Below are 2276 nucleotides of genomic sequence, written 5' to 3'. Positions count from 1 at the left end.
CAGGCTTCTGACATCAAGGGGCGCTAACGCCCCTCAATGTCGATGCCGAAAAACGAATTGGCTCACAGGCTCTACGGATTTCAATACCCTGACTTTGTGCTCGAGCCGGTGGTTGACTTCGTGCTCGCGCCGGTGGTTTGACCTGGAGCGTAACCGGACGCGCCGGGGCTGGCCTTCTTCGAGGCCTTCGCGTGCTGTTTCTTATGTCCAGGAGCGTAGCTTGAAGCGCCCGGCTCGCCCTTCTTGGAACCGGTTTGCTGCATCTCCTGGCCTGGCGTCTGGCTAGACACACCCTGAGCAAACACAGCTGGTGCTGTAGCCATGACAACGGCAGCAGAGAGCGCGATGATCTTTGTTTTCATGTCGTCTTCCTCTCGACAAGCCCCTCCATGCAACGAAATGAACCCAACGCCCGTTCCTCGGGGCCCGTGCAGAGAATGTTCCGCATCTGACTCCGCTTCGTTCTCAACGAACGAATCGGAATCGCGAAAATCAGCCATGGACACGTCTTAACGTTCCATTTCTCGCTGAGGGTTTGAATGAGCCTGGCCGCCACGCAGGATGGATGGAGCGACTTGTCCGCCGTAGCGCGGATTGCCAACGGGTCCGCGCTCCGCGCGGCCCGATGACAGGCTGCGCGCAACCCACCTCTGTATCCGCCCACGCGAACATTGGCGGGTTACACCCGCCTCTTTCGCTTCCGCGTACAGACAGCTCGTAGAATGGGCGGAGCGACGCCCATCAACGCTGCGCGCGCTGATGGGCTTCGCGACAGATCAACCCTTCCCACAAGTTGTCATTCCCCAAGAGACCCGCGCCCCAAGCGATCCGACGTCTTGGCGCTGCAGTTCCCGATACTATGCGCGTTCTGTCTCGAGCGCGCGTTCTATCTCGAGCTCTTGCTCCGCAGGCTCCAGCCTGGGAGTCTCGCCTACCGAGACTTCCGCCATCCTGCGCTTGACCTCCTCGCATGTCTTGCGGACGTCTTCGGTGAACAGCGCGCATTCTTCGATGCGCTTGAAGATCTTCCGTCCCTCTTCACGATAGCCTGCCGCCGTTTCGCGCATGAAGGCAATCGCGTCATGGACCTGGGCTGTCAGCGCCTCGCATTTTTGCGCGGCGTCGATCAGCTCGGTGCCCATGGCCTCGATCTCTTTTGCAGCGGACTCATAGTCGCGAATGACCGCCTCTGCACTGAGGGCGCCGACGCGCGTCACCCCCGCGGTGTGCTCGACGTAATCGGGCAGAGCAATGGAAGCGATCGAGCTTCCCGAACGTATCGAACTAATGTCCGCCTCGAGCTGAACCAGGTTCACTCCGTCCCGTCTGCGCAATTGTTCAACACTTGCCATTGATTGATCCTCCCAAACGCACCCAGAACCCCAAACGGCATTGAGTGTATTACGGGGGTAAGCGGTGTTCTAACCCGATGTATCCTTGACAGTCTCAACTTTGCCATTTTTTACAATCGCCAGTGCGGCACGCGATAATGGATGTTGCGAGCGCTCAACCTCTCCTGGTTGCACCTCGTGAAGATGGTGGGTTTCACACGCAAGCGTAGGGCGGATCAGCCAACGGGGCCAACGCGTTGCGCGGACCCGTCGGCTGACCCGCCCTACTTTCCCTCCTCACGCCCCATCATTCGCCGTCGCATTGCGGCGTGCTTGTCTTGCGGCTTGCCTTGCGGTTTGCCTTGCAGCCTTCCTGGCAACCCGGCGCGCGCGGAACCGCCTCGCGGCATGAAACGTCCGCGGGGCGACCACTTGGAACGCCAGAGACGCAACTCCGGCGACCAACCCCTTCACCAGGTCAAAAGCGAATTCGGGTCCAAAATACTCCCACATGACCCCAGGTCCTTCTTTCAACGAAGGCGGCGCCGGGCAGAAGTGGGCAGACATGAAAATGGAAAGGCCCCGTCCGTCACCGGCGGGGCCTAAGAAAAATCCCTGTGCGCGTCATTGCGCGCACCCGAAACCTCTTGGTTCACCCGCTCAAGGTGGACTCGATGCTGCAAAGCATGGTCGTGCGATTGAAAACGCCCATAGCGATCATCCCGAAATTGCCGAATGCCGACCCGGCCGCTGCGCATTGCCAAGCGAGCGCACGAGGGTCCATCGTCGGCGCTACAGAACCAGACTGGAGGGCTGCTGTCTGTGTGCCACTTCACAACTGCCGGATGAAATTTCCGGTCAGCAATGCGTAGATGGGGTAACGGGCCCCCTCGGCCTTCCAACCAAGCCGCGCTAGCTACGGCGCGATTTGGTGGCGCGCGTCGC

General features: G+C 60.1%; 2 protein-coding genes. Both read right to left on the bottom strand.

Annotated elements, in window-relative coordinates; all coding sequences use genetic code 11:
- Positions 1-80: 80 nt before the first annotated feature.
- Complete coding sequence (locus tag JQ632_RS39055) at positions 81-362, bottom strand: hypothetical protein (protein ID WP_212408036.1); 282 nt, start codon at positions 360-362, stop codon at positions 81-83.
- A gap of 495 nt (positions 363-857) precedes the next feature.
- A complete protein-coding gene (locus tag JQ632_RS39050; protein ID WP_212408035.1) occupies positions 858-1352 on the bottom strand; it encodes a hypothetical protein in 495 nt (164 codons plus the stop codon).
- Positions 1353-2276 lie beyond the last annotated feature (924 nt).

This window comes from Bradyrhizobium liaoningense (genome assembly GCF_018130955.1).
Lineage (GTDB): Bacteria > Pseudomonadota > Alphaproteobacteria > Rhizobiales > Xanthobacteraceae > Bradyrhizobium > Bradyrhizobium liaoningense_C.
The sequence above is the reverse complement of the archived record's forward strand: the minus strand, read 5'-3'. Positions and strand labels throughout refer to the sequence as shown.

What these genes read in the sequence shown, in the direction of transcription:
- JQ632_RS39055 (WP_212408036.1), bottom strand. Translation starts at nt 362, where the DNA reads ATGAAAACAAAGATCATCGCGCTCTCTGCTGCCGTTGTCATGGCTACA.
- JQ632_RS39050 (WP_212408035.1), bottom strand. Translation starts at nt 1,352, where the DNA reads ATGGCAAGTGTTGAACAATTGCGCAGACGGGACGGAGTGAACCTGGTT.